The 23,206-nt window shown below is 61.2% G+C and carries 21 protein-coding genes and 1 tRNA gene; 16 read left to right on the top strand and 6 right to left on the bottom strand.

Going from position 1 to position 23,206, the window contains the following annotated elements; genetic code table 11:
• Nucleotides 1-81: 81 nt before the first annotated feature.
• The gene (gene dprA, locus GSQ93_RS02250) at nt 82-1,398 is read right to left on the bottom strand and encodes a DNA-processing protein DprA (RefSeq protein WP_158934054.1); all 1,317 of its coding nucleotides are present in this window, start codon (nt 1,396-1,398) and stop codon (nt 82-84) included.
• Between the two features lie 212 nt (nt 1,399-1,610).
• On the opposite strand from dprA, the gene def reads away from it, so the two are divergent.
• From def to GSQ93_RS02180, 14 genes are all read left to right on the top strand, one after another.
• The gene (def, locus tag GSQ93_RS02245) at nt 1,611-2,114 is read left to right on the top strand and encodes a peptide deformylase (protein WP_089166491.1); all 504 of its coding nucleotides are present in this window, start codon (nt 1,611-1,613) and stop codon (nt 2,112-2,114) included.
• Between the two features lie 49 nt (nt 2,115-2,163).
• Nucleotides 2,164-3,156, top strand: a complete 993-nt coding sequence (gene fmt, locus GSQ93_RS02240; RefSeq protein WP_158934053.1) for a methionyl-tRNA formyltransferase — start codon at nt 2,164-2,166, stop codon at nt 3,154-3,156.
• 89 nt (nt 3,157-3,245) lie between these two features.
• The gene (locus tag GSQ93_RS02235; protein WP_158934052.1) at nt 3,246-3,899 is read left to right on the top strand and encodes a LysE family translocator; all 654 of its coding nucleotides are present in this window, start codon (nt 3,246-3,248) and stop codon (nt 3,897-3,899) included.
• A gap of 145 nt (nt 3,900-4,044) precedes the next feature.
• A complete protein-coding gene (htpX, locus tag GSQ93_RS02230) occupies nt 4,045-4,902 on the top strand; it encodes a zinc metalloprotease HtpX (protein ID WP_158934051.1) in 858 nt (285 codons plus the stop codon).
• Between the two features lie 204 nt (nt 4,903-5,106).
• Nucleotides 5,107-6,591, top strand: a complete 1,485-nt coding sequence (rsmB, locus tag GSQ93_RS02225; RefSeq protein WP_158934050.1) for a 16S rRNA (cytosine(967)-C(5))-methyltransferase RsmB — start codon at nt 5,107-5,109, stop codon at nt 6,589-6,591.
• Entirely contained in the window at nt 6,588-7,196 is a 609-nt protein-coding gene (locus GSQ93_RS02220; RefSeq protein ID WP_158934049.1) for a DUF4390 domain-containing protein, read from the top strand. The genes rsmB and GSQ93_RS02220 overlap by 4 nt, the downstream gene beginning before the upstream one ends.
• A 16-nt stretch (nt 7,197-7,212) precedes the next feature.
• Nucleotides 7,213-9,615 carry a PAS domain-containing sensor histidine kinase gene (locus GSQ93_RS02215; RefSeq protein WP_174254571.1) on the top strand — a complete coding sequence of 801 codons (2,403 nt, stop codon included), beginning with the start codon at nt 7,213-7,215 and terminating at the stop codon, nt 9,613-9,615.
• Nucleotides 9,616-10,335, top strand: coding sequence for a response regulator transcription factor EsaR (gene esaR / locus GSQ93_RS02210; protein WP_158934048.1), 720 nt, complete (start codon nt 9,616-9,618; stop codon nt 10,333-10,335).
• Between the two features lie 89 nt (nt 10,336-10,424).
• Nucleotides 10,425-10,500 (top strand) — tRNA-Phe (locus tag GSQ93_RS02205).
• 299 nt (nt 10,501-10,799) lie between these two features.
• Nucleotides 10,800-11,534, top strand: a complete 735-nt coding sequence (gene queC / locus GSQ93_RS02200) for a 7-cyano-7-deazaguanine synthase QueC (protein ID WP_158934047.1) — start codon at nt 10,800-10,802, stop codon at nt 11,532-11,534.
• A 2-nt stretch (nt 11,535-11,536) separates the two neighbouring features.
• Complete coding sequence (gene queE, locus GSQ93_RS02195) at nt 11,537-12,169, top strand: 7-carboxy-7-deazaguanine synthase (protein ID WP_158934046.1); 633 nt, start codon at nt 11,537-11,539, stop codon at nt 12,167-12,169.
• 27 nt (nt 12,170-12,196) lie between these two features.
• Nucleotides 12,197-12,643 (top strand): 6-carboxytetrahydropterin synthase QueD, encoded by a 447-nt coding sequence (gene queD, locus GSQ93_RS02190; RefSeq protein WP_174254569.1) that lies wholly within the window; start codon nt 12,197-12,199, stop codon nt 12,641-12,643.
• A gap of 179 nt (nt 12,644-12,822) precedes the next feature.
• On the top strand, nt 12,823-13,605 hold the full coding sequence (locus tag GSQ93_RS02185) for an HpcH/HpaI aldolase/citrate lyase family protein (protein WP_158934045.1): 783 nt from the start codon (nt 12,823-12,825) through the stop codon (nt 13,603-13,605).
• Nucleotides 13,602-14,276, top strand: a complete 675-nt coding sequence (locus GSQ93_RS02180) for a tetratricopeptide repeat protein (RefSeq protein WP_158934044.1) — start codon at nt 13,602-13,604, stop codon at nt 14,274-14,276. The genes GSQ93_RS02185 and GSQ93_RS02180 overlap by 4 nt, the downstream gene beginning before the upstream one ends.
• A gap of 59 nt (nt 14,277-14,335) precedes the next feature.
• On the opposite strand, the gene rodA is transcribed toward GSQ93_RS02180, so the two are convergent.
• The 5 genes from rodA to GSQ93_RS02155 all read right to left on the bottom strand — a co-directional run bounded on the left by rodA (nt 14,336) and on the right by GSQ93_RS02155 (nt 20,901).
• Nucleotides 14,336-15,484, bottom strand: a complete 1,149-nt coding sequence (rodA, locus tag GSQ93_RS02175) for a rod shape-determining protein RodA (RefSeq protein ID WP_158934158.1) — start codon at nt 15,482-15,484, stop codon at nt 14,336-14,338.
• A gap of 21 nt (nt 15,485-15,505) precedes the next feature.
• Entirely contained in the window at nt 15,506-17,950 is a 2,445-nt protein-coding gene (mrdA, locus tag GSQ93_RS02170; protein ID WP_158934043.1) for a penicillin-binding protein 2, read from the bottom strand.
• A 95-nt stretch (nt 17,951-18,045) separates the two neighbouring features.
• Entirely contained in the window at nt 18,046-18,558 is a 513-nt protein-coding gene (gene mreD, locus GSQ93_RS02165) for a rod shape-determining protein MreD (protein WP_158934042.1), read from the bottom strand.
• Nucleotides 18,555-19,658: a rod shape-determining protein MreC gene (gene mreC / locus GSQ93_RS02160; RefSeq protein ID WP_158934041.1), complete on the bottom strand. Its 1,104-nt coding sequence runs from the start codon at nt 19,656-19,658 to the stop codon at nt 18,555-18,557. The genes mreD and mreC overlap by 4 nt, the downstream gene beginning before the upstream one ends.
• Nucleotides 19,659-19,857: 199 nt before the next feature.
• Complete coding sequence (locus tag GSQ93_RS02155) at nt 19,858-20,901, bottom strand: rod shape-determining protein (protein WP_017772379.1); 1,044 nt, start codon at nt 20,899-20,901, stop codon at nt 19,858-19,860.
• Between the two features lie 379 nt (nt 20,902-21,280).
• On the opposite strand from GSQ93_RS02155, the gene gatC reads away from it, so the two are divergent.
• Nucleotides 21,281-21,580 carry an Asp-tRNA(Asn)/Glu-tRNA(Gln) amidotransferase subunit GatC gene (gene gatC / locus GSQ93_RS02150; RefSeq protein ID WP_089166607.1) on the top strand — a complete coding sequence of 100 codons (300 nt, stop codon included), beginning with the start codon at nt 21,281-21,283 and terminating at the stop codon, nt 21,578-21,580.
• Between the two features lie 131 nt (nt 21,581-21,711).
• The gene (gene gatA / locus GSQ93_RS02145; RefSeq protein ID WP_158934040.1) at nt 21,712-23,205 is read left to right on the top strand and encodes an Asp-tRNA(Asn)/Glu-tRNA(Gln) amidotransferase subunit GatA; all 1,494 of its coding nucleotides are present in this window, start codon (nt 21,712-21,714) and stop codon (nt 23,203-23,205) included.
• Nucleotide 23,206 lies beyond the last annotated feature (1 nt).

Genomic DNA, 23,206 nt, shown 5'->3' with positions numbered 1-23,206 from the left:
TCCTTGCAGTCCTTTTCGTCAGTAATGTGTAGCCGGTGCAGGCAGCGGATTTTGTGGCGAATGTAGCATGGCGTCGAAAAATCAGCGTTCAAGCCGGGCAAATCGGCCTCCCGGCAACGTGCCAACCCGCCCCGATAGTTCGAGTTGCAGCAGCAGGCTTTGTAACGTTGCGCCATCCATGTCGGTCCGCTCGGCAAGAATTTCAAGCGTCGCGGGCGAGTGCCCGAGTGCATCGAGCAGGCGTTCAGCTTTGGGGTTGGCAGGTTTTAACGATGCGGACGCCCAGGACGCGTTTGCCGGTTTGCCTCGGGTGGCGGCGGAACTCGCGCTCGGCGAGTCCTGAAGCTCCAGCGCGAATTCGCCGGTAACGGGTTCGGTGCCGGCGTCCTCCGATGAACTCACTTTCCCACGCCTTCGCGGTTTCGATACGGGCGACGCCGCCGCTTCGCTCTGAACCGCAAAACCAAACTCTTCGAGAATATCGTCGGGCGTTTCAACGAGCTTCGCCCCCTGCTTGATCATCCGATGACACCCGCGCGACAACGGCGCATGGATCGATCCGGGAATCGCGAATACATCGCGCCCCATTTCGTTGGCGAACCGGGCGGTGATCAGCGACCCCGAGCGCATTGCCGCTTCGACAATCAGCACGCCACTCGCCAGCCCCGCGATCAACCGGTTACGCTGCGGAAAATTCGCCTGCCGGGCCGGCGTGCCGAGTGGCCATTCCGACACGATCGTGCCGTTCGTCGCAATCTCGTGCGCCAGCGCGTGGTGCAGCGGCGGATAGACAAGATCCGCACCCGTTCCGATGACCGCAATCGTGCCGCCGGGACCACTGAGGCCGCCGCGATGCGCCGCGCCGTCGATACCCAACGCGAGCCCCGACACAATCGCGAGCCCCGCGTCCGAAAGAGCGTGCGCGAAGCGGCGGGCGTCGTCAGTGCCTTGCGGCGTTGCGCTCCGGCTGCCGACGATCGCCACCGCCCGGGCGTGAAGCAGGTCCAGCCGTCCCTTTACATATAGCAGCGGTGGCGGATCGGGCATGGTCAGAAGCGCCGGCGGGTAAGCGGAATCCGCCAGCGTGACGATTCTGTTGCCGGGAACCGACGCCCACTCAAGCGTGCGCGCAAGGCATTCGTCGAATGAGCCGAGTTCCGAGCGTGGTGGCGCGCCAAGCACGGCATAGGCCGCCTTCTCGCCGGCGATAGCCGCGAGCGCGCTGAATGACTGGTTCAACACCGCTTGCGGGCCGCTGAATTCGGCAAGCAGCGCACGCAGCGCGATGGGCGGCAAACCGCTCGCATTCGCCAGCCGCAGCCAGGCTGAAATGTCCTGCAAATCGGTTTCTCCCAGACAGGGCTTGGTTTCGGTCGTCGGCAACGGGAAAGGCGTCATGTTAAAATTTTCATATTCCGAAATACGAAAGGATTGCCGAACGGCCCTGTTCCTGGCCGATCGGGCAACGCGTTGCCGCCCCACGAGCGGCACTGAAACGACGTTGAAGCGCTGCGTTTCGGCCCAATCATCTTCTCGATACCGGCACTCTTTTACAACCTGGCCTAATGGCCGACTATCGCGCGCTGCGGCGTGCGTCGATAATCTGAATCATGGCTCTGCTCAACATACTCAAGTACCCGGACAAGCGGCTGCACAAGGTCGCCAAGCCCGTAGAGGTCGTCAATGACCGGATTCGCAGGCTCGTCGCCGACATGGCTGAAACCATGTACGCGGCGCCTGGCGTCGGCCTTGCCGCAACCCAGGTGGACGTGCATGAACGCGTGATCGTGATCGACACATCGGACACGCACGACCAGCTCCAGGCCTTCATCAATCCGGAGATCGTCTGGTCGAGCGACGAGAAGAAGGATCACGAAGAAGGCTGCTTGTCGGTGCCGGGCATTTACGACTTCGTTGAGCGGCCGGAAAAGGTCCGCGTGCGGGCGCTGAACGAGAAGGGCGAGACGTTCGAAATCGACTGCGACGAGTTGCTCGCCGTGTGCATCCAGCATGAGATGGATCACTTGATGGGGCGCGTGTTTGTCGAATACCTGTCGTCGCTTAAGCAGACCCGAATTCGCGGCAAGATGAGAAAGCTCGAAAAGGCGCTGTGACGCGTCGATTCACTAAGATGGATGCTGGAATTTGCAGGTTGCTGAATCGATGACTCAATCGCTGCGTGTCGTATTTGCTGGAACACCTGAATTTGCCGCTGCCGCGCTGGCCGCCATTCATTCGGCGGGTTTCCATGTGCCGCTGGTGTTGACGCAGCCGGACCGGCCGGCGGGGCGGGGGATGAAACTGGCCGCGGGGCCGGTGAAGCGCTTCGCGATCGAGCACGGCTTGCCGGTAGCGCAGCCGACATCGTTGCGGCGCAAGGGCAAGTATCCCGAGGAAGCTGCCGCTGCTATTGAACTGTTGAAGGCTACGCCGCACGACGTGATGGTGGTTGCGGCGTACGGGCTGATCCTGCCGCAGGAAGTGCTCGACATCCCGCCGCTGGGTGCAATCAATATTCACGGTTCGCTGTTGCCCCGCTGGCGAGGCGCAGCGCCGATTCATCGTGCGCTTGAAGCCGGTGACGCCGAGACGGGCATCACGCTGATGCAAATGGATGCAGGGCTCGACACCGGCGCGATGATCGTCAAAGGTCACATCGCGATCATGCCCACCGACACCACCGCCACGCTGCACGACCGGATGGCGCAACTCGGCGCTGATCTGATCGTCGAAGCGTTGCGCGATATCGAGCGGGACGGCGCCTTGCCCGTCACACCGCAGCCGCAAGACGGCGCGACATACGCTGAGAAGATTGCCAAGCACGAAGCGGCGCTCGACTGGCGCCGGCCGGCGAGCATGCTGGCGCGTCAGATTCGCGCGTTCGATCCGTTTCCCGGTGCATTTGGAACGCTCGATGGCGTCGTCGTGAAGATCTGGTCTGCAGAGCCGGTGGAACTGACGAGTGATGCCGACGCCGGCGTGATTGTGGACAGCGGCGCGGAGGGCGTCGTGGTGGCGTGCGGTCAAGGCGGCCTGCGACTTACGCAGTTGCAAAAGCCCGGCGGCAAACGACTTCCCGTGCGCGAGTTTCTCGCTGGATCGCCTATTGTTAAAGGGCAGCGATTCGAACTTCAGAAAGTCGCGCCGGGTGCCTGAAACGCTGTCCGCGTTGGTTTTCGCCTATTTCCCGCGCCGTCGCTGACACCGCTAACGCCAGCCAAAAAAAACGAGACAAAGGTCCCGCGATGCTTGGAATCACCGGTTTCACGCTGTTTATCGTCGCGGTTATGTTGCTCAGCGTTACGCCGGGGCCGGATACGGCGTACATCGTTGGCCGAAGCGTTGCTCAAGGACGGGGCGCGGGCGTGGTGTCGGCGCTGGGCATTGCTCTCGGCTGCATCGTGCATACGCTAGCCTGCGCGTTTGGGCTGACGGCGTTGCTGGCTGCATCGGTGACGGCATTCACCGTCGTCAAGTTCGCGGGTGCGATTTATCTGATCTATCTTGGCGTGCGGCTGATCTTCGCGAAGCCAGCCGCCGCGAAAACCCGCAACGAGCAGAGTGAAGCAACCCGCGTTCGCGCTGCGCCAAAATCGCTGCAGCAGCTCTTCACACAAGGCTTCGTTACGAACGTGCTGAACCCGAAAGTGGTGCTGTTTTTCGTCTCATTCATCCCGCAATTCGTTGCCGTCGACAGCGCGCACAAAACCCTTGCGTTCCTCGCGCTCGGTTTCGTGTTCGTGCTGGTCAGCACCTTCTGGAACACGTTTGTGGCGTGGATTGCGGGTAGCGTGACGAAACGCTTCTCCGGCAAACCGAGCGTCAAGCTATGGCTGGACAGGGTGGTGGGCAGCGCATTCGTCGGATTGGGCATCAAGCTGGCGACTTCGCACAGGTGATTGAATTTTTCCGGGATGCCCTTATCTAACATTTTGCTTACAATCTGTGGCTGACTTATCGCTGAACGATTGTTCGGTTGGGCAAAAAGGCCGCTTCGGCCGTTCGCGCTTACAGCGCATTGATATTGGGTGAGGAGTTCAAGACATGTTCAATTGGGTCAAAACGGCGATGCTGATGGCAGCGATCACGGCCCTTTTTGTCGTGATCGGAGGAATGATCGGCGGCAGCAAGGGGATGATGCTTGCGTTGCTCGTCGCCCTCGCCATGAATTTCTTCTCGTACTGGTTCTCCGACAAGCTCGTGCTGAAGATGTACAACGCACAGGAAGTCGACGAAGCCAGCGCGCCGCAGTTTTATCGGATGGTTCGCGAGCTCGCCACGCGGGCGCAACTGCCCATGCCGAAGGTGTATCTCATCGACGAAAACGCGCCTAACGCGTTCGCAACCGGGCGCAATCCGGAGCACGCGGCGGTCGCGGCAACAACCGGCATCTTGCGGGTGTTGTCCGAGCGCGAATTGCGCGGCGTGATGGCGCATGAGTTGGCGCACGTGAAGCACCGCGACATCTTGATCTCGACGGTGTCGGCGACCATGGCCGGTGCGATCTCGGCGCTGGCCAACTTCGCCATGTTCTTTGGCGGCCGGGATTCCGACGGCCGGCGCAGCAACCCGATCGCCAGTATTGCTGTCGCCATGCTGGCGCCGCTGGCGGGTGCGCTGATCCAGATGGCGATATCGAGGGCGCGGGAATTCGAAGCCGATCGCGGCGGCGCGCAGATTTCCGGCGATCCGCAAGCGCTCGCCAGCGCGCTCGAGAAAATCCACGCGTATGCGGCGGGCGTCCCGTTCCCGACCGCCGAGCAGCATCCCGCGACCGCGCAGATGATGATCATGAACCCGCTGGCGGGCGGCGGCATCTCCAAGCTTTTTTCCACGCACCCGGCCACCGAGGAGCGTGTCGCACGCTTGATGGAGATGGCGCGAACCGGGCGGATGGAGTGATGGTGCCTGTCTAAGGCCGCAGCCACGGACCCATCGCCGCGCAAGCGACGATGGATTTTGTCATAAACGATAAACAGCGGGCTGCCTCCAATCCCGGCCGTTCGGCCAGCATCCGGGTCCCAATCTCGGGCTAAACCCCTCGCAAGTTACAATGCTTCGTTTGTGCGGACCGGCATCGGCCGGCTCGAACGCCTTCGCCCCGACATGACCGAAAAGCCTTCCCGACGCCGCGCCATTTCATCGGCGGATAGCAGCCGAACGTCGTCCGACGCCCGTCTGGCCACGCTTCAGCTCGCTCCCGATTCACTTGCGTTCGCGCTCGATGCCGCCGCGCAAGCGGTCGGCGCGGTGCGTGCCGGTTCGGCGCTGCCCGCAGCCTTGCAGACGGTTATCGCGGCAACGCATGTAGCGGTATCGCGCGGGGCGACGCAGGACATTGCGTACCGCACGCTGAGGCGTCTCGCCGTGGCCGACGCGCTGCTCGCGAAACTGGTGCGCAAGGCGCCGCCGCCGCATGTATCGAATGTGATGGCCTGCGCGTTCGCGCTGCTTGTCGATGACGAAGCCAACGCCGCGTACACACCTTTCACCGTTGTCGATCAAGCCGTCAACGCGATCGCCGCGAGGCACGAATTCGCGTTTGCGAAGGGCCTGGTCAACGCGGTGCTGCGCTCGTTCCTGCGTGAGCGTGAAGCGTTACTCGCCGAGGTTCAAAGCAACCCGGTCGTCCGCTTCAACTATCCCGCGTGGTGGATCGACGCGGTCAAGCGCAGCCAGCCTGACGAATGGGAAAACATCCTGGACGCCGGTAATCGGCAAGGGCCGCTCACGTTGCGCGTGAACGCGCGGCGCATGAGCGTCGCGCAATATCTCGACGTCCTCAAGGCCGAGAACATAGAGGCGGACGCGGCCGGCCTCCACGCTGTACGCCTCAAGACCCCGATGGCGGTCGACAAGATCCCCGGTTTTGCTGACGGCGTCGTCTCGGTTCAGGACGCCGGCGCGCAACTCGCCGCACAGTTGCTGAACGCACGAGACGGCATGCGCGTGCTCGACGCCTGCGCTGCACCCGGTGGCAAGACGGGTCACGTGCTGGAACTGGCGAACGTCGAGTTGATCGCGGTAGAAAGCGATCCGGGACGCGCACGGCGTATCGGCGAGAACCTGCAGCGCCTGAGCGTGCAGGCGGAAATTCGCGTAGGCGATGCCGGTGAACCGTCGGGCTGGTCGGACGGCGATCCGTTCGATCGTATTCTTGCCGACGTGCCGTGTTCGGCATCGGGAATCGTACGGCGTCATCCTGACATTCGCTGGCTGCGCCGTCCCACTGACATTGCCGCGTTGGTCGAAGAGCAGCGCCGCATTCTCTCCGCGCTCTGGCCGCTGGTCGCGACCGGCGGCGAGTTGCTTTACGTTACGTGCTCGATCTTCCCCGAAGAGGGCGAGTTGCAGGCGCAGTGGTTTGGAGAGGTGCACGAAGATGCGGTACGATTGGACGCGCCGGGGCAACTATTGCCGACAGCCAGCCGCACCGGCGCGGCTGGTTCGCAAGTATCACCGGACCCGGTTACGAACTCGCTGACGGACAATTCAGGCGAGGCGCAACGTACCTGCTCAACATCGACGCGGGACGCGGAAGCCTTTGCGGACCATGACGGATTCTTCTACGCGCGCTTTCAGAAACGGTGACGATCAAACGTTTTTTCTCGCTGCGGCTCGCGCCTGCCGGTCAGGCCGTGCTGGCCATGTTGTTGAGCCTTGCGCTTGCGTTCATGCCGGCTTCGGCCGCGCAGGCCGACCCCATTGCTGTGCAGCGCGCGTCGTTGCAGGCGGACGGATCGGGCTGGAGTCTCGACGCTCGTTTCGACTTCGATCTCAACAGCAGCCTTGAAGACGCCGTGAACAAGGGCGTGCCGCTGTATTTCACAACCGATTTCGATTTGTCGCGACCGCGCTGGTATTGGTTCGACGAAGACCCGGTGAGCGTGTCGCAAAGCATCCGGCTTTCGTTTCAGCCCCTGACACGCGAATATCGAGTCTCCACAGGCGGCTTGCAGCTCGGTTTCCCCACGCTTGAGGAAGCGCTTGCTGTCATCAAGCACGTGACATCGTGGCATGTGATCGATCGTAACCAGGTCAAGTCCGGCGAAACCTATAACGCGTCAGTGCGCATGCAACTCGACATTGCGTTAATGCCCAAGCCGTTCCAGATCGACGCGGTCAACAACCGCGACTGGAATCTCTCTTCCGACTGGAAGCGTTTTACTTTTACGGCGGCGACCAGTGCTAAATAAACTACGCCGCCGGCCGATGCGCCGCACGAACATGACGGGCATCGTGGTTCGCGTGCTCGTGGTAACGGTCGCGCTCACGGCCATATTGCTGCTGGTCATGCTGGCCTTGGCCAGCGCGAACACCGAGTTCTTCGATCGTTATTACCAGTGGCTCTACGCGGCGAATCTCGCGGTGGCGGTCGTGCTGATTCTGATCGTGATCGGGCTGGTGGTAATCATTATTACCAGGGTGCGACAGGGCAAGTTCGGCACGCGCTTGCTCGCGAAACTTGCGTTTATCTTTGCGCTCGTGGGGGTCGTGCCGGGCGGGATCATCTACGTGGTGTCGTATCAGTTCGTGTCGCGCAGTATCGAGTCATGGTTCGACGTGAACGTGGAAACCGCTCTTACGTCCGGGCTGAATCTCGGGCGCGGAATGCTTGATGCATCGCTGTCCGATCTGCAGAACAAAGGCCGCCTGATGGGCGATCAGCTCGCCAGTGCCGATCCGACCAGCCTCACGCTTACGCTGCTGCGCTTGCGCGATCAGTTCAACGTGCAGGATGCGACTATCGTCGAGCCGGCGAGAAGCGGCTCCGGTACTGCGCCCGATGTGCGCGTGGTGGCGCAGGCATCGAGTAATTTCGCGGCGCTCGTGCCCGACGACCTGCCCACTCCGCTGCAACTGAATCAGGCACGCAGCAGGCCGTATGGCGCTATTGAAGGCGAGGTCGACGGCGATTCGAGTCAGACGGGGCCAAAGGGTGCGTTGAGGCTGCGGGTGATTGTGAAGATCCCCGATAGTTCGACCACTGAACTGCAGCCGACCGAGCGTTTCCTGCAGATCGAACAACCGGTCAGTACCGGGCTCGCCCGCAATGCCGACGCCGTGCAGCGCGCGTATCGCGAGTATCAGGAAAAGGCGCTCGGACGGACCGGCTTGCGCAAGATGTATATCGGCACGCTGACGCTGGCGTTGTTCCTCGCGACCTTCATCGCGATGATGCTCGCGCTCGCGCTTGGCAATCAGCTCGCGCGGCCGTTGTTCCTGCTCGCGCAAGGCACGAAGGAAGTCGCCGAGGGCGATTACACGCCCAAGCGCGAAGTGAAGTCGCGTGACGAACTCGGTTTCCTCACGCAGTCGTTCAACGCAATGACGCGGCAATTGTCCGAAGCGCGTGCGGCGGTTGAGAACAACCGGATCGCGCTTGAACATTCGAAGGCTTATCTCGAGAGCATTCTCGCGAACCTGACCGCTGGCGTGTTCGTGTTCGACCGGCAGTTTCGCCTGACCACGGCGAATCGCGGCGCCGAGCGGATCTTCCGGCAGCCTTTCAATGCGTCGCTAAATTTGCCCCTTGAACAGATCGGCGTGCTGTCCGAATTCGGCGCGATGGTGCGCAAGGCATTTGCGGATCGCGATGCAGCGGCAAGCGGCAGCGGCCGGCCTATTGGCGACCGTGGGCATTGGCAACAGCAACTCGCCGTTCCGGTGCCCGGCGAGACTGACCCGTTGACCTTGTTGGTACGCGGCACGCAGTTGCTGACCCCTACCGAAAGCGATACCGATGACGCTGAAACCACGGGCTATGTAGTCGTATTCGACGACATCTCCGACGTCATCTCGGCGCAGCGTTCCGTGGCCTGGGGTGAAGTGGCGCGGCGGCTCGCGCATGAGATCAAGAATCCGCTCACGCCGATCCAGCTATCGGCGGAACGGTTGCAGATGAAGCTCGCCGACAAGCTTGCTCCGGCGGACGCCGAGGTGCTCAAGCGCGGCGCGACCACCATCGTGAATCAGGTTCAGGCAATGAAGCAGATGGTCGACGACTTCCGCGAATACGCGCGTACGCCGCCGGCTGTCCTGGGCAACCTGCAACTCAACGAGCTTGTGGCCGAAGTGCTGACGTTGTATGGCATTGAAGAGGGCAAGAGTCATATCACCGTGGAGCTGACAAAATTGCCCGTGATTCGCGGCGATGCCACGCAGCTTCGGCAGGTGATCCACAATCTTTTGCAGAACGCGCAGGATGCGGTGGCCGATGTGGCCGCACCGCGCGTGCTGCTTGAAACGAAGACAGTAGAATATGGCGACCCCGATGCCTCCGGACATGCCCGCGTGGCGGTGCGGTTGACGGTATCGGATAACGGTTCTGGTTTTCCCGCGCGAATTCTCTCGCGCGCGTTCGAGCCTTATGTGACAACGAAGGCGAAGGGCACGGGTCTGGGTCTTGCAACGGTAAAGAAGATCGTCGACGAGCATGGCGCGCGCATCGACATCCGCAATCGTTCGAAGACCCCTGACGTGATCGAAGGCGCGCAGATCTCGATTTTGTTCCTGCAACTCGCGGAAGATTCCGCCGAACCGGGCGCAACACCGCCCTCGGCGGCGGCGAGCCACGGAACGACAAAAGCATTAGTGCAGACAAGGGCAGCGTAAATGGCAACCATCCTGGTGGTAGACGACGAAATGGGTATCCGGGAATTGCTCTCGGAGATCCTGAGCGACGAAGGTCACGTGGTGGAGACGGCGGAAAATGCGCAGCATGCGCGGGAGTATCGGTTGCGGCAGGCGCCGGATCTCGTGCTGCTCGACATCTGGATGCCCGATACCGACGGTGTGACGCTGCTGAAAGAGTGGGCAGCGCAGGGCAAGCTCACCATGCCGGTGATCATGATGTCGGGCCATGCGACTATCGATACGGCGGTTGAAGCCACGAAGATTGGCGCGCTCAACTTCCTTGAGAAACCGATCGCGTTGCAAAAGTTGCTCAAGGCGGTCGAGCAGGGTCTTGCGCGTGGCACGGCTGCCGCGCCGATCGCGAACACGGCCACGCGGCCGGCGTTGCCGGCGAGCGGTTCGACAGTGCCGGCTTCGGCCGCGTTGCCGGTGGCGTCGTCGTTGAATCTGACGAGCGGCGATGCAGGCGCGCTGGGAGCAGCGGCGGGTCCGGCAGGCGCGACGGCATCCATCTCTTTCGACATCCCGTTGCGCGATGCACGCGACGCCTTCGAGCGCGCGTACTTCGAGTATCACCTGGCGCGTGAGAACGGCAGCATGACGCGGGTGGCTGAGAAGACGGGACTGGAGCGCACGCACTTGTATCGCAAGCTCAAGCAACTCGGTGTGGATCTGGGCAAGAACAAGAGCGAGGCTTGACTGGCGGGCGTTCCACGATCGTTACAGTAAAAAGGTGGCAAAAAGCACTTGAGCGACATAATCCCCTTTGATATACTTTCGTTCTTCGTGGCCCGGTAGCTCAGTTGGTAGAGCAGCGGATTGAAAATCCGCGTGTCGATGGTTCGATTCCGTCCCAGGCCACCACAGTTGCAAAAAAATGCCCGGAAACCGCAAGGTTTCCGGGCATTTTTCATTGATTTTCGTACGTATTTGGCCGGGGCGGTTTTGGCAGGTGGTGTGAGTGCCAGCCGCTGCTTGTAAGCAGACCGGTAGCCCATCCCCGGCAGGCCGAGCTCCAACCAAGAGCGAACGTCCGCCTTCATGATAAAATCCTTGGTTCTTCAAAGACTTGGCTAAGATAGGGCAGGATAAAACCGCGCGCAGCGGCCCCTTCTGAACATTAGCCAAATCGCGCACCCCATCCTCTCCATCGGAGTTTCACGGTGACTCGGACAGACGCTAAAGACAGCGCACTGGTGCTGTTTTCCGGTGGCCAGGATTCGGCCACATGCCTCGCTTGGGCGCTCGATCGTTTTAAGACCGTCGAGACGCTCGGCTTCGACTATGGCCAGCGCCATCGCGTGGAACTCGAATGCCGGGAGGGCTTTCGTGCATCGCTCAAGCAGCAGTTTCCGCAGTGGGCCGAACGGCTCGGCGAAGACCACATGATCGACCTGTCCGTGCTCGGCGCCATCAGCGACACCGCCATGACGCGCGAGATCGAAATCGAAGCCAGCGCGAGCGGCTTGCCCAACACCTTCGTGCCCGGCCGCAATCTCATGTTCATGACGATCGCCGCTGCGATCGCGTATCGGCGGGGATTGAAGGTGCTCGTCGGCGGCATGTGCGAAACGGATTTCTCGGGCTATCCCGATTGCCGCGACGACACCATGAAGGCGCTGCAAGTCGCCCTCAATCTCGGCATGGACAGCCGCTTCCTGCTCGAGACGCCGCTGATGTGGCTCGATAAAGCCGACACCTGGCGTCTGGCCGAACAGCTAGGCGGCGAGGCACTGGTGGAACTGGTGCGCGTCGAGACGCACACGTGTTATGTCGGCGAGCGTTCCGAGCTGCATGAATGGGGTTTTGGTTGCGGCCAATGCCCGGCCTGCAAGCTGCGCAAGCGCGGCTACGAAGCCTATAAGTCGGGTGAGCAAGTCACCACTGAACCGGTCTGATCATGACGTACGCAGTAAAAGAAATTTTCTATACGTTGCAGGGCGAAGGCGCAAACGCCGGGCGCCCGGCCGTGTTTTGCCGCTTCGCCGGCTGCAATCTCTGGTCGGGTCGCGAGGAAGATCGCGCGGACGCCGTCTGCCAGTTTTGCGATACGGATTTCGTTGGCACGGACGGCGAGAACGGCGGCAAATACAAGACGCCCGCCGACCTCGTTGCCATGATCGCGTCGCAATGGCCGGAAGGCGAAGCGCACAAGTTCGTGGTGTGCACAGGCGGCGAGCCCATGCTGCAGATCGACCCGCCTTTCGTCGATGCCTTGCATGCAGCCGGCTTCGAAATGGCGATCGAAACGAACGGATCGCTGCCGGTGCTGGACACTATCGACTGGATCTGCGTGAGCCCGAAAGCCGGCGCGCCGCTGGTCGTAACGAAGGGCAACGAGTTGAAGGTCGTGGTGCCGCAAGACAATCAGCCGCTGGCCGATTACGCCAAACTCGACTTCGAGTATTTCCTCGTGCAACCCATGGACGGTCCGTCGCGCGACATCAACACGAAGCTCGCTATCGACTGGTGCAAGCGGCATCCGCAATGGCGCCTATCCATGCAGACGCACAAGTACTTGAACATCCCCTAACGCGAATCAAGCCCTAGCTGAGCAGACGTGCAGACGATCACCCGAAAACTTGAATTCGATGCGGGCCACCGCATCCCCGATCACCGCAGCCAGTGCCGTAACCTGCACGGTCATCGGTATGTGCTGGAAATCACGCTGCAAGGCGAGCTCGTCGAAACGGAAGGTGCGCCGGATCGCGGCATGGTGATGGACTTCGCCGACGTCAAGGCGCTGGCCATGGAGCATCTGGTCAACAAGTGGGACCACGCGTTTATCGTCTATGCGCGCGATGAAGTCGTGCGCAGTTTTCTCGAGAAGATGGCCGACCACAAGACCATCGTGCTCGACCGCATTCCTACCGTTGAGAATCTCGCGGCCGAGGCGTTCCGGATTCTCTCCGGCGTCTACGACGACCACTACGGCGTCGATCTAAAGCTCAAGCGCGTGCGTCTGTACGAAACACCGAATTGCTGGGCAGACGTCGAAGGCGTCTGACGCTCCATCGTTCTCGAAAGCGGGCTCCTGCCAGCGCTCTTTTGTCACGGTATGATCTTTGGACAAGCCGCACGTTTTGCTGCGGCGCATTCCAGCGACATAGCCCAATTGGAGCGAGACATGACTGCCAACCATCCCGCCGCGTGTGATCTAGCGTGTCATCTATCAAGGACCACGCGATGAGCACCTACACCAACCTCCTCAAACAGCGTTTCACCGAATCCGGCACCTTGTACGGCCTGTGGCTGTCGCTCGGCAGCGCGGACGTGGCCGAAGCCTTGGCGCACGCAGGCTTCGACTGGCTGTGCATCGACATGGAGCATTCGCCGAACGACAGCCATGACGTCGTCGCGCAACTTCGTGCGATTGCCGCCGCGCACTTGCCGACCGAACCGATCGTCCGCGTGCCGGCGCATGTAGGCTGGCTGGTTAAGCGTGTGCTCGATGCAGGCGCGCGCACGCTGATGTTCCCGAACGTCGAAACGGCGGAAGAGGCAGCACATGTCGTGCGTCTCACACAGTATCCGACCGCCGATGCCCGCGATGGCCTGCGTGGCGCAGCAGGCGCAGTGCGCGCAGCGGCATACGGCATCCGGCGCGATTACGTGAGTTCGGCGAACGCGCAGATATCGACGATCGTGCAGATCGAATCCGAGCAGGCGCTCGCGAATGTGGAAGCCATAGCGGCTACGCCCGGCGTCGATTGCTTGTTCATTGGGCCCGCTGATCTGGCCGCGAGTCTCGGACATCTCGGCGATACCAAACATCCCGACGTCCAGACGGCAATCACGAAAATTATCGATAGCGCAAAACATGCAGGCATCGCGAGCGGCATTTTTGCGCTCGATGTCGCGAGTGCGCGTTCCTATGCAGAAGCGGGTGTGAAGGTCATCGCGTTATCGGCCGATGTGGGCTGGTTGTTAAAAGCGACGCGACAGGCGTTGCAGGAGGCAAGGGCATGAAACCCGGAATATTGGGCGCAGTATCGGTAGCGTTGGTGATGGCGTGCAGCGCGGCGAGTGCGCAGACCGTCAAGGGCAGTGACATGGCGACGCAAAACGCGGTCGCCGATTACAACGCGGGCAATTTCGGCGCCGCGCGCTCGGAGTTTTTGCATGCGGCGCAGAAGGGTAGCCGTCTTGCCGAATTCAATTACGCGATGATGCTGGTCAACGGTGAAGGTGGCCCGGCAGAAGTGGAGGAAGGCAAGAAGTGGTTGCGCAAAGCCGCCGATTCCAACATGACGCAAGCGCAGTACGTGTACGGCAAGATGTTCGATGACGGCGAGTTTGTCGACCGTGATCCGGCCGAGGCGCATCGCTGGTTCTTGCGAGCGGCGAATCAAGGTCACGTCTTGGCGGAGCTTGCACTGGCGAACCAGTTCCTCGATGGCCGCGGAACGCCTCGTGACAACGGGCAGGCCTTCGTCTGGTACAAGAAGGCCGCCGAAGGCGGGGACATGACGGCGCAATACGTGGCTGGATCGTTTTACGAGCGAGGCGGCGACGGTGTAAAGAAGAACATCAACGTGGCGCGCGCGTATTACGCTGCGGCGGCGGCGCAGGGCGATCCTGCGGCGAAGCTGAAGTTCCAGGAACTCAGCGCGGAACTCGCGCACGAACAACCGCAATAAAATAAAAAGCCCACGATGATCGATTCATCGTGGGCTTTGCTTTGTCTGTTTGAACAACGCTAGCCTTTCATCAGCCGCTTCTGTCGCGACACGCTCATGATGAGTCCGACCGCAACGCCGAGCGTCGTCAGCGCGGTGCCACCGTAACTCATGAACGGCAATGGCACGCCGACCACCGGCAAGATCCCGCTCACCATCCCGATATTCACGAACGCATAAGTAAAGAACGCCATGGTCAGCGATCCGGCCAGCAGGCGTCCAAACAGCGTCGCCCCGTTCGCCGCGATAAACAGCCCTCGCGCGATCAACGCCATGTAAAGGAATAGCAACACCAGTCCGCCGGCGAGCCCGAACTCCTCCGAAAACACCGCGAAAATGAAGTCGGTATGTTTTTCAGGGATGAACTCCAGATGCGACTGCGTACCCTTTAGCCAGCCTTTTCCGAAGGTCCCGCCCGAGCCAATCGCGATAACGGCCTGAATGGTGTGAAAGCCTTTGCCGAGCGGATCGGAGGTTGGATCGAGCAGCGTACAGATCCGATGCTTCTGGTAATCGTGCATCAGCGGCCAGTTCACTTCCGGCTGGCAAATGCGCTCCTGGAATATGCCGATACTCGCGACCACCAGCACAGCCGCCACGAGCACCGGCACGATCAGCTTGAAACTCAAGCCCGCGAAATAGATCACGAAGAGGCCCGCCGCGAACACCAGCACGGCGGTGCCCAGATCGGGCTGCTTGGCGATGATCGCGACCGGCAGGATCAGGATAATGAAGCCGACGATGTAATCCCACCACCGGATGCCGCCCTCACGCCGCTGGAAATACCACGCGAGCATGAGCGGCATCGCGATCTTCATGATTTCCGAGGGCTGGATCACCACGCCCACGTTCAGCCAGCGTTTCGCGCCTTTGCGCGTCAGCCCGAACGTGGCGACCGCGATCAGCAGCGCCATGCCAATGGTGTAAAGCGGCACGGCGAAACGCATTAGCGTGGGCGGTGGCACGTTGGCGAGAATCCACATCAGCCCGAACGTCAGCATGATGTTACGCAACTGGTCTTCTACGCGGCCGGGGACATCGAGACTCGCGCTGTACAGCGTCACGATGCCCACGCACAGCAGCAGGAACACAATCAGCGCGAGCGGTTTATCGAAGCCCGCGAACATGCGCTTCGTGCGTTCGAGCCAGACGCGCTTGTCGAATTGCAGCGCTTCCATAGCGATTCTCCTTTACTCGTCGATGCCGCCAGACGGCGTCAACGTCTGGATAGCGCTTTTGCCGGTATTGCGCGGGATAGCGGCGGTCGGCGCCGGCTCTTTCGGTGGTGAGGGCGGCGTAGGTGCGGTCGGCGCCTTGCGGACCTCGGCGGTACGCGTTGTTTCTTTTACGTTGACCACGCCCGGCGCTTTCGATCCCGTTGCGGGGCGCACTGTTTCCCGCGCTTCCGTGGCAATAGGCGCGACCGGCACGCGCGGCGCTTCCAGCGCGCGCAGCATGCTCGGCGCGACAGGAACGGCCGATGCCGCCGGCGCACTCGATGCCGCCCCGGCTCCGCTGCTTGTAGCCGCAGACGCAGCCGAATCAGACGCCGCGGCACCCGCACTGGCGGCCGCTGAACCGGATGCCGAATCAGACGCCACTTGTGGCTTGAACGCGGGCGACACACTCGTCACCGATGCCGGCAGCGCCGCGTCCAACGGGCTTTGCGCGCCGCCGATCACGGGTGCGCCCGCATCTTCCGTCGCCGATGCCGCTGCTGCCACGGCCGCCGCTTCCGCACCCGGCTTCAGCCGGTCGACGAGATAATAATCGAGCACTTTCCGCGCGATCGGGCCGGCAGATTCCGCACCCCAGCCGCCGTTTTCCACGATCAACGCAACCGCGATAGTCGGATGATCCGCCGGGGCGAACGCGATAAACAACGCGTGATCGCGCAAATGTTCCGCTATGGCGTTGTGCGAATAATTCGAGCCTTGCAGCGAGTAGACCTGCGCCGTCCCGGTTTTACCCGCTGCCTGATACGGTGCGCCGCGGAAGATCTTGGCGCCTGTACCGGTGGTCACCACGCCTTCCATCGCGCGCTTGATGAAGTCGATGTCCGCCTGCTTGACCGCAATCTTGTCGCTCGGATCGCGCACGGTAACGCGCACCGCTTTGGAAATCGGATTCTCGACTTCCTTGACCAGATGCGGCTTCATGACCACGCCGTCGTTCGCGAGCGTCGCCGTGGCGTGCGCAAGTTGCAGAATTGTGAACGAGTTGTAGCCCTGTCCGATACCCAGGCTGATCGTCTCGCCTTCATACCAGCGCTGCTGTTCGGGCTTCCGATACGCCTTCTTTTTCCAATCCGTCGACGGAAGAATGCCGCGCGCTTCGCCGTTGATGTCGATACCCGTGATCTGGCCGAATCCCCACGGCTTCATGAAGCCGGCCATCGCGTTCACGCCGAGATCGTGCGCCAGCATGTAGAAATAGGTGTCGTTGGACACCACGATCGCGCGGTTCATGTCGACCCAGCCCTGGCCCGCGCGCACGTCGTTGCGGAAGGTGTGACCGCCGAACGTGTACGAACCCGGGTCCTGGAATCCCCAACTGGTCGTGCGTTTATGCAGCGTCAGCGCGGCCAGCGCCATGAACGGTTTATAGGTGGAGCCGGGCGGATAGGTGCCGTGCAGCGGACGGTTCAGCAGCGGGTGATCGGGCGAATTGTTGAGCGAATCCCAGGTCTGCTGGTCGATGCCATCGACGAACGAATTCGGGTCAAAACTAGGGGCCGAGACGAACGCGAGCACGTCGCCTGTTGCCGGTTCGATCGCGACCAGCGCGCCGCGCTTGCCCGCGAAGGCCTGCTCGGCGACTTGCTGTAAGCCGATATCCAGCGACAACACCAGGTTGTTCCCCGGCGTGGCTTGTGTGCGCGACAGCGTGCGCACGGGCCGGCCACCCGCCGTGACTTCCACTTCCTCGAAGCCGGTCAGGCCGTGCAACTCGGTTTCGTAGCTCTGCTCCACACCAATCTTGCCGATGTAGTCCGTGCCCTTGTAGTTGTTCGCGTCAATACGCGGGTCGTAGTGATCCGTGTCGGCGTCGTTCTGGTCGCTCGCTTCGTCGATACGTTCCTGATCGCGCTGCGAAATCCGCCCGATATAGCCGATCACATGCGCGGCAGTCGGTCCAAGCGGGTATTGACGGAACAGCCGCGCGCGCACTTCCACGCCCGGGAATCGGTATTTCTCAGCGGTGAAACGCGCGACTTCTTCGTCGGTCAGGCGGGTGCGGATTGGCAGGCTCTCGAAATTCTTCGAGTCTTCGAGCAGCTTTTTGAAACGCCGCCGATCGCGCTGATCGACAGGAATCACGGTCCCGATGCGGTCGATTTCATCGTCGAGCGTGGTGTTGATCTTCGATGGCGTAATTTCCAGCGTGTAAGCCGAATAATTCTTCGCCAGCACCACGCCGTTTCGGTCGGTGATGATGCCGCGGTTCGGCACGATGGGCGCCACCGAAATGCGGTTTTCGTCGGCTTGCAGCGAGTATTTGCTGAAATGCCAGACCTGCAGATACAGGAAGCGCACGCCGATCAGCCCGAAACAGACGAACACGAACAGGCCGGCGGCAGCCACACGCAGGCGAAACTTCGACAACTGTTGTTCGGCGTTCTGAAATTCGGTCATGCAATGTTCGCGGGGGGCCGCGTGTGTGGCGTTTACGGCGTGCAGCGGTTGCAGCAGGCGCTTAGTTAACTCGCTGGGCTAACTCATTAGTCAACTCAGATTGGCCGCGTGTCGTCAGGATCGGTGGCGCGGCGCTGTGGAATCAGCAGCAGGAAACTGGCGATCGGCCACAAAATAGCCTCCACGAAGCCGTCAATCAGATAACCCCAGCCGGGAAACGCCGCGCCCGTCAGCAGGCGAATCACGAACGGCACGATTTGCGCGCCGATCAGCAAAGGCGCCACCACGAACGTTTGCACGGGCAGTGACATCCACAATACGCGCCTGTGGATCGTGATGGCGCCATACGACAACAGCGTATACGCAAGCGCGTGCTCACCGAGCAGACTGGCATTGTGGACGTCCATGAGCATGCCGAGCATGAACGCGATACCCATGCCCACGCGACGCGGCTGGTGCACATTCCAGAACAGCAGCACGACCGCGACGAAATCGGGGATGCCGAACGTCCGGCCCCACGGCATCAGGTTCAGCAGGAACGCGGCAGCCAGACTAAACGTGATGAAGTACGGATTGACCGGCTGCAGGATGTATTGCGGACGGTTCATGGTGCTACTCCGGGCGCGGCCTTGCGGGCAGCTTCAGCTTTCTTCGCGTGCTCGGATTTTTCAGCTTTCTTCGCGGCGGCGGGTTCGGTTTTCTTCACTGGCGCTGCTGCCGGTGGTTCGGGCTTTTTCGCAGCCGGCGCACTTGCCGCAGCCGCAGGGGCAGCCGCGCTGGCGCTTTTCGCTGGCGCTGCCTTCTTCTTACCCTTGTTGTCCTTCGCTTCCTTGGCTGCGGCCGCTGCCTCGACTTCTTCAGGATTCGGCGGCTGGTTAACCTCGTAATGCAGCACGAGCAATTGCCGCGCACCACGTACCGGCGCGATCGGCAGGCAGACTACGCGGGCGAACGCGGTATCCGCTTGTTTGTCGACGCGAACGACTTTCGCCACCGGCAATCCCGGCGGATAAATGCCATCCAGACCGCTGGTCACGAGTTCATCGCCAGTCTGCACGTCGGCGCTGATAGGGACGAACCGCAGATCGAGCGTATCGCCCTTCGGCGTGCCGTAGATCACGCTGCGCAATCCGGTCCGCACGATCTGGACGGGCACGGCCTGGTCTTTGTCGGAGAGCAGCGTGACTTCCGATTGCAGCGGGAACACACGCGTAACCTGCCCGATAACGCCGTCTTCGTTGACCACCGGCGCGCCGTCCTGGATGCCTTGCTGCGAACCCTTGCCGATCACGACTTTCTGCGTGAAAGGATCGCGGGTGTCGTACTGGACTTCGACAGGCGTGGTTTGCGTGCTGGCGCGCGAGCCGAGTTCGAGCAGCGAGCGAAGATGCGTGTTCTCGGCGGTGAGCTGGGCCGCATCGCCTGCTTTCACCGACAACTCGAGGTTCTTTTCTTTCAGCTTGGTGTTCTCAGTGCGCAGGGTTGCGCTGGTGACGGCCAGATCGGCTGCACCCATGAAAATATCGCGCGGTACGAGCGCCGCGCGCTGCAGCGGATACAAACCCGCTCCCAGCACGCCGCGCACGATCTCGAGCGTGTTGAAGCGTGCGTCGGAGATTAGCAGGGCGAGGGCAAGCACCACGAAGAAGATCAATCGCGCTAGAGCGGATGGACCTTGCTTAAAGAGTGGCGGCGGACTGTATTCCATGGTCGGCGCCGAGGGCGTGATCGGTTGGTTCGATGCAACGGGTTCGCGTGGGGACGCGGCCCTGCCCAGCGCTGTTCGCCGTGGTCCGGACTAAGCCGGGCCACGTGAACCGTTGCGCAAGTCGCATACTTCGCGCACGTCGCCGCTGTTGCCTTGAGCGAGTGCGTGCTGTTGGCGCCTTAGTGAAAGGCGTCAAGGCTTACTCGTAAGAGAAGATGCTGCCGAGCTTGTCCATGCGTTCGAGCGCCATGCCCGAACCGCGTACGACGCAGGTCAGCGGATCTTCAGCAACGAGCACCGGCAAGCCGGTCTCTTCAGCCAGCAACCGGTCGAGATCGCGCAGCAAAGCGCCACCGCCGGTCAGCATCATGCCGCGCTCGGCAATGTCGGCGCCCAACTCCGGCGGCGTTTGCTCCAGCGCGATTTTCACCGACGAAACGATCTGGTTCAGCGGATCGGTCAGTGCTTCGAGAATTTCATTGCTCGAAATGGTGAAGCTGCGCGGAATGCCTTCCGAAAGATTACGGCCCTTAACTTCCATCTCCTTGACTTCGGAGCCTGGGAAAGCCGAACCGATTTCCTTCTTGATGGCTTCAGCCGTCTGCTCGCCGATCAACATGCCGTAATTGCGACGGATGTAATTGACGATAGCTTCGTCGAACTTGTCACCGCCAACGCGCACAGAACCCTTGTACACGATACCGCCGAGCGAAATCACGCCCACTTCGGTCGTGCCGCCGCCGATGTCGACGACCATGGAGCCCGTTGCCTCGGACACCGGCAAGCCGGCGCCGATGGCCGCAGCCATGGGTTCTTCGATCAGATACACCTGCGACGCACCCGCGCCGTGTGCTGCTTCCTTGATCGCGCGGCGCTCGACCTGGGTCGAACCGCACGGCACGCAGATGATGATGCGCGGCGAAGGCGAGAACATACGCGATTCGTGCGCAGTCTTGATGAACTGCTTGATCATCTGTTCCGTGACGGTGAAGTCGGCGATAACGCCGTCCTTCATAGGCCGGATGGCTTCAATGTTGCCCGGCACCTTGCCGAGCATCTGCTTCGCTTCGCGGCCGACAGCCTGAATGGTTTTCTTACCATTGGGACCGCCTTCCTGGCGAATGGAAACCACCGATGGCTCGTCAAGGACGATGCCCTTGCCCCGCATGTAGATCAGCGTGTTGGCGGTGCCGAGATCAATCGCCAGATCGTTTGAAAAGTAGCTGCGCAAAAAACCGAACATTCAAAATCCTGTCTCGCTGGGAGCCGTGCCTCGCTTCGAGCGCCAAAGGACGGCAGCGGAAAAAAATGACAGCCTGCAGCGGGACCCATTTTTGGCCACGCAAATTGCAAGACTGCGGAGAAATCTACCGGAGGATGCAAGCGAACCAGGCGTGCACTTTTCTTAAAAATCTGAAACTAAGAAGAGGCTGCTGGTAAGTCGATCCGGATTTGGGTCGAACGCGTAATGATACCTTATAATTTTGGGGTGTTCGAAGGAAAAGGACGGTACATTTTGCCACCGTCAAGCCTGCTTTTTAGGGCTCCTTTATCTCGAATTGCAGTCGCGCTGTTTGTTGCACTGTTTCTCAGTGTGTAAGTCGAAAAAACCCGGTGATCGAATGTCTCTGACCCTGACCGATGTAAAACGCATTGCGCACCTCGCGCGGCTCGAATTACCCGAGCACGAGGCCGAACCCACGCTTGCGCGACTGAACGACTTCTTCGGTCTCGTCGAGCAAATGCAGGCGGTGGATACCACGGGTATCGAGCCGCTTGCTCACCCGATCGAACAGATCGAGAAAGCCGAGCTGCGTTTGCGAAACGATGTGGTTACAGAGCATGTAAACCGCGAAGAGTTCCAACGACCTGCGCCTGCCGTGCGCGACGGGCTGTATCTCGTGCCCAAGGTGATCGAATAAGTGTCGTGCTTTGAGCCAGCGCTTTCGGGACGGTACTTCTGAGGCCAAGCAATATATGCACGAAGAGCACGAAAACAAAAAGGCGCGCGGTACCCGCTACCCGGTATCCGGCGCCCATCAGGAAGAACGCAATGCATCAAAAAAGCTTGACCGAACTGCGCGCGGCTCTCGACGCAAAGACCCTTTCCGCCGTTGAACTCGCGCAGCTCTTTTTGCAGCGCATCGACGCAGCGAAGGATCTCAACGCGTTCATCAGCGTTGACCATGAACTCACGCTCGACCAGGCGAAAGCAGCCGATGCGCTGATCGCCAAGGGCGAAGCAGGCGTGCTGACCGGCCTGCCGATCGCGCATAAAGACGTGTTCGTCACGCGCGGCTGGACCTCCACGGCCGGTTCGAAAATGCTCGCCAACTACGCGAGCCCGTTCGATGCCACCGTGGTCGAGCGCCTCAAGAACGCAGGCGTGGTCACGCTCGGCAAGACCAATATGGACGAATTCGCGATGGGTTCGTCCAACGAGAATTCGTATTTCGGCCCGGTCAAGAACCCTTGGGATCTGAAAGCCGTGCCGGGTGGATCGTCGGGCGGCTCGGCTGCCGCGGTCGCCGCACGCCTCGCGCCCGCTGCCACCGGCACGGACACAGGCGGCTCGATTCGCCAGCCCGCGTCGTTCACCGGCATTACGGGAATCAAGCCAACGTACGGGCGCGTTTCGCGTTACGGCATGATCGCGTTCGCGTCGTCGCTCGATCAGGGCGGACCGATGGCCCGCAGCGCCTCGGATTGCGCGCTGTTGCTCAACGCCATTGCCTCGTTCGATCCGCGCGACTCGACCAGCCTCCAGCGCGAGGATGAAGATTACACGCGCTATCTCGGCCAGCAATGGTCCGGCACGGACGCGGCCAAACCACTCGCCGGCTTGCGCATCGGCTTGCCGAAAGAGTTCTTCGGCGATGGCTTGAGCGCCGAAGTGCGCAGCGCGATCGACACTGCCTTGAAGCAATATGAAGCGCTCGGCGCAACGCTCGTTGAAGTCTCGCTGCCGAAGACCGAATTGTCGATTCCCGTGTACTACATCATCGCGCCGGCTGAAGCGTCGTCGAACCTGTCGCGCTTCGATGGCGTGCGCTACGGGCATCGCGCGGCTGAGTACACCGACCTTCTCGATATGTACAAGAAGTCGCGTGCCGAAGGTTTCGGGCCGGAAGTGAAGCGCCGGATACTGGTGGGCGCGTACGTGTTATCGCACGGTTATTACGACGCGTATTACCTGCAGGCGCAGAAAATCCGCCGCATCATCGCGCAGGATTTCCAGGAAGCATTCAATCACTGCGATGTGATCATGGGACCGGTCGCGCCATCGGTGGCATGGAATCTTGGCGAAAAAGCCGATGACCCCGTCCAGATGTATCTCGCCGATATCTACACGTTGTCGATCAGCCTCGCCGGCTTGCCCGGCATGAGCGTGCCGTGCGGCTTTGGTGCTGCGGGCAGCGCGCATTCCACGCGGCCGGTTGGCTTGCAGATCATTGGCAACTATTTCAACGAAGCCCGGTTGCTCCAGGTCGCCGACGCGTTTCAACGCGCGACAGACTGGCACGTGCAATCACCGGCAGGAGTATGAG

The organism is Burkholderia sp. S171, from assembly GCF_009766085.1.
Classification (GTDB): Bacteria; Pseudomonadota; Gammaproteobacteria; order Burkholderiales; family Burkholderiaceae; genus Caballeronia.
The sequence above is the reverse complement of the archived record's forward strand: the minus strand, read 5'-3'. Positions and strand labels throughout refer to the sequence as shown.